Annotated in this window: 4 protein-coding genes; 1 reads left to right on the top strand and 3 read right to left on the bottom strand. The window is 72.2% G+C overall.

The window, feature by feature from the left end:
- The first annotated feature begins 180 nt into the window (after positions 1 to 180).
- Entirely contained in the window at positions 181 to 1389 is a 1209-nt protein-coding gene (locus LQV45_RS18220; protein ID WP_230008230.1) for an MFS transporter, read from the top strand.
- Positions 1390 to 1552: 163 nt separating this feature from the next.
- On the opposite strand, the gene LQV45_RS18215 is transcribed toward LQV45_RS18220, so the two are convergent.
- The 3 genes from LQV45_RS18215 to LQV45_RS18205 form a co-directional block, all read right to left on the bottom strand.
- Positions 1553 to 3076, bottom strand: coding sequence for a tripartite tricarboxylate transporter permease (locus LQV45_RS18215; protein ID WP_230008229.1), 1524 nt, complete (start codon positions 3074 to 3076; stop codon positions 1553 to 1555).
- A 1-nt stretch (position 3077) separates the two neighbouring features.
- The gene (locus tag LQV45_RS18210) at positions 3078 to 3638 is read right to left on the bottom strand and encodes a tripartite tricarboxylate transporter TctB family protein (protein WP_230008228.1); all 561 of its coding nucleotides are present in this window, start codon (positions 3636 to 3638) and stop codon (positions 3078 to 3080) included.
- A partial coding sequence (locus LQV45_RS18205) for a tripartite tricarboxylate transporter substrate binding protein (RefSeq protein WP_230008227.1) occupies positions 3638 to 4650 on the bottom strand: 1013 nt, incomplete at its 5' end. The genes LQV45_RS18210 and LQV45_RS18205, both read right to left, overlap by 1 nt.

The raw sequence follows: 4650 nt of genomic DNA, 5'->3' as shown, positions 1-4650 counted from the left end.
GCCAGGGCCCTTGCGGCCCGAAATCCGCCGGAGTTGTGCACGACGCCGCGCGCCTGCCGCCCCTGCCGCCGGCACCGCCCCCGCCCCTGCACAACTCCTGCACATCCGACGCGCCAGCACGCCACGACCCTTGCGGCCCGAAATCCGCAGGAGTTGTGCACGAGCGCAGGAAGCCGCCACATGACCACCGCGGCCGAAGCGACCGGCATCCGCGCCTACGGGCAGGTGCTGCGCCTGTCCGGGGCGCGGTCCTTCGTCGCGGCCGGCATCCTCGCCCGGTTCCCCCGCGCCACGCTGTCGCTCGGGATCATCCTGCTCGTCTCGGCCGCGACCGGCAGCTTCGGCTCGGCCGGGGTGGTGGTGGCGCCGCTCGTGGTCGGCATGGCGATCGCGGCGCCCCTGTGGTCGTCGCGCATGGACCGGCACGGCCAGGCCCGCGTCATCCTGATCTCGCTCGGATGCCTCGTGCTGTCGGCATCCGCTCTGCTCGCCCTCGTGCTGACGGGGGCGCCGTTCTGGACGTGGCTCGTCGCCGCGTTCGCGACCGGGGCGGCGACCCCCGACCTCACCTCAGCGGTCCGCGCGCGCTGGACGGTGCTGGCGCCGGAGTCGCAGCGCACCCCCGCGCTGGCCCTGGAGACGATCGCCGATCAGATGGTGTTCATCGCGGGACCGCCGGCGATCACGGCCGTCGCGGCGGCGATCGACCCCGCCGTGGCGATGCTGGGCTCGCTCGTGCTCGGGCTCGTCGGCGGGGTGTGGCTCGCCTCGCAGCGCGGGACCGAACCCGCCCGGACGGACACCGCGGGTCGCCCCCGTTTCGTGTGGCCGCCCGCCGGCGTCGTGCCCGTCGCGCTGGCGTGCATCGCCCTGGGCGGCGTGTTCGGCGCCTTCGACGTGACGCTCGTCGGCTGGGCGGAGGTGGGCGGTCGCCCATGGCTCGCCGGTCCGGCCTTCAGCGCCCTCGCCGTGGCGATCGCGGTGGGATCGGTGATCACGGGAGCCCGCGCGTGGCGGCTGTCGCCGATCGCGCGCTACATCGGTTTCGCGGCGCTCGCCGCGGTGGTCGCGCTGGCGCTGCCGGTGGCGCAAGGGTCCGCGCCCGTGTTGTTCGCGGCGATCCTCGTCCTCGGTCTGGCCGTCTCGCCGGTGATGGTGTCGGGAATCCTCGTGGCCTCGGCCCGCGCCCCCGAAGGCCGCGTGACCGAGACCCTCGCCTACCCGACAGCGGCGATGTCGCTGGGCGTCCCGATCGGCGGCGTGATCGCCGGATCGGCCCTGGATGCCACGGGCCCCGCGACCGCGCTGATCACGATCGCCGTGGCCCTGGCGGCCGCCGCCGCGATCGCCGCGATCGGTGAGGCGTTGCTCCGGGTGTCGCGGCGCTGACGCGGCGGGCTCGACCTCGCCGAGACTGCATCCGACTGACATCCGGGGTGCGCGCTGCAGTGGAGTTGTCAGTCGGATGCAGTCTCGCGGTTCGCAGGCCCCGCCCCGGCCCGGCCGCCCCTCAGGACGCGGCTCGCACGCCCCGCGCCGCCCCGGTCGCCCGTCAGGACGCGTCGACGAGCTCGCGGGCGGGCGACCGCCGCGCCATCACGCGATTGCGGATCGCGAACACCAGCACCACGGCGAGCACCGCGTAGATCGCCAGCGCGATCGGGCTCTGCACGAGCGTGGTGAGGTCGCCGTTGGCGCTCATCGCGGCATCCCGCAGGCTCGTCTCGGCGAGCGGTCCCAGCACCATGCCGATGATGAGCGGGGCGAGCGGGTAGTCGTTGGTGCGCAGCAGGAAACCGAGCAGCCCGACGCCCAGCAGCAGGAGCAGGTCGAACGTCGCCCCGGAGGTGGCGTAGATGCCGAGTCCGCAGAACACCGCGATCGCGGCGTACAGGTAGGGCCGCGGGATGACCAAGAGCTTGGCCCACAGCATCGCGAACGGCAGGTTCAGGATCAGCAGCACCACCATTGCGAGGAAGAAGCTCGCGATCAGCGCCCACACCAGGTCGGGTGCCCGCTCGAACAGCAGCGGCCCCGGCTGCAGGCCGTACTGCCGGAACGCCGCGAGCATGATGGCCGCGGTCGCCGAGATCGGCAGGCCGAGGGCCAGCAGCGACCCCATCGCCATGCCGGTCGTCGAGTTCCCCGCCGCCTCGGGAGCCGCAAGGCCGCGGATCGCACCCGTGCCGAACACCGGCTTCTTCCGCCGCGCGTCGAGGCGCTTCTCGATGCCGTACGCCAGGAAAGTCGGGATCTCGGCTCCGCCGGCGGGAATCACACCGAAGGGAAGCCCGATCGCTGTGCCGCGCAACCACGCCGGCGTGGCCTCCTTGAGCTCCTTCCGCGACAGCCACGGGCGACCCGTGGGGCGGATGAGCGTCTTGTTCGAGATGTGGCGCTCGAGGGAGGCGACGTAGATGACCTCGCCGAGGGCCAGGATGCCGACGGTCACGGTCACGAGCGAGATTCCGTCGAAGAGGTTCGGCGAGTCCATCGTGAACCGGGGTGCGCCCGAGACTCCGTCGACGCCGATGACCGCGATCCCGAGGCCCAGGAAGAGCGAGGCGAGCCCCTTCACGGCGTTGTCGGTGACGACCGACGACGTCGCGGCGAAGGCGAAGATCGCGAGCGCGAAGAACTCCGCCGGTCCGAAGCTGCTCGACAGATCCGCCAGCAGCGGGGCGAAGAACACCAGCAGCACGCACGCGACGATGCCGCCGATGAACGCGCCGATCGCGGCGGTGGCGAGGGCCTGGGCCGCCCGCCCGTTCAGCGCCATCTTGTGCCCCTCGAACGTCGAGGCGATTGCCGAGGCTTGCCCGGGGGTATTGAGCAGGATGCCGGTGATCGAGTCGCCGAACAGGCCGCCGAAGTACACGCCCGAGAACATGATGAACGCGGCCGTCGGGTCGAGCGAGAAGGTGACGGGAAGCAGCAACGCGACCGCCATCGACGACCCGAGGCCGGGCATGACGCCGACCGCGGTGCCGAGCACGCAGCCCACGAGCACCCAGATGAGGTTCTGCCACGTGAGGGCGCCGGCGAATCCTTCGCCGAGCAGAGCGAGAACGTCCATGTCAGAAGGCCCATCCCAGGATGCCGGAGGGCAGGGAGAGCCCCAGCCCCATGTCGAACGCGATGTAGGTGAGCGAGCTGATCGTCACGCCGACGAACAGCGCGAACAGCCACCGGGTGTGGCCGAAGCCGCGTGCGATCCCCGCGAACAGCAATGCTGCGGCGACGATCCAGCCCAGGATGCCGAGGAGGAACGCGAAGACGAGGAACGACCCCACGACCCAGGCGAACGACCGCCAGTCGACGCCGACCGAGCGCTCCTCCGACTCCGCGGCATCCGCGCGCGGGGTCTCGGCGAGCGCTCGGACGGCGCCGATTCCGAGGAGGACCGCGAAGACGTACAGACCCGCCGCGATGATCCCGGGGAAGAACTGCGGGCCGGGGAAGGCCGCGGATGCCGGGACCTTCATCGTGACGATGCCGTAGACGAGGTAGGTCGCGAACGCGGCGAGCACGACCGGCATGAGGAGGGCCTTCGCGATCCCGGACGCTCCGCGGTTCCGGCGGAACCGCAGCCTGTTGCCCACGACCGCCGAGACGGAGGTCGGGTTGTTCGACGGCATCACAGGCCCATCTCCTCGTACAGTCGCTCGATGCGGGTGCGTTCCTCGGCGAGGAACGTCGTGAGGTCGTCGCCCGTGATGAGGCGCTCGGTCCAGTGGTAGCGGGCGCGGGCGTCGGCCCATTCGGGGGTCGCCGTCGACTCGAGGACCAGGTCGGTCAGGTCGCCGACCTGCTCGTCGCTCAGACCGCTCGGGGCGGCGAGCATGCGCCAGTTGGTGAGGGTGACGTCGTACCCCTGCGCGGCCGCCGTCGGGATGTCGACCCCCTCGAGGGGTTCGTCGGCGACGAGCGCCAGGGCGCGCAGGCGTCCCGACTCGATCTGGTCGATGTTGTCGGGGTAGCCGCCCGCGGCCGCCTGGGCGGTGCCGTTCAGCAGGGCCTGGATGGCTTCGCCCCCGCCGTCCGAAGAGATGTAGGTCATCTCCGAGGGCGGGATGCCGGCGGCGAGCGCCAGATCGGCCACGACGAGCTGATCGAACGAGCCGCCCCCGGTCCACGGCAGCGCGCGCGGGTCGGCGCGCCACGCCTCGACCAGGTCGTCGAGCGTCTGGAAGGGCGAGTTCGCCGGCACGACGATCACGTCGTACTCCTCGACCATGACGGCCAGGGGGGTGACGTCGTCGAGTGTCGCGGCCGAGTTGAACTGCACCGTCGCGGCGAGGAGTCCCGTCCCGCCGACGAGGAGGTTGTTCGCCTGCCCGTTCAGCACCGAGACGTTGCCGAGCGCGATCGTGCCGCCGGCGCCCGGCATGTTCACGACCTGCACGTTGTTGACCAGGCCGTTCGCCTTCTGCGCCTGCTGCAGCTCGCGCGCGACGCCGTCCCACCCGCCGCCGGCCGCAGCGGGCGCGATGATCGTCATCGACGCGTGGATGTCGTCGCCGGCGGCGGCCGAGGTGATCGATCCGTACGCGGCGACCGCGATCGCCGTCACGGCGACGGCGCCGCCCATGGCGCGGGGGATCCATCGGCGCCGGGCGGCCGGGGGCGCATGGTCGGGGGCAGCGGGAG

It is taken from the genome of Microbacterium sp. Bi128 (assembly GCF_918698205.1).
Note: the sequence above shows the minus strand (reverse complement) of the source record. Positions and strands in the feature narration are given on the sequence as shown.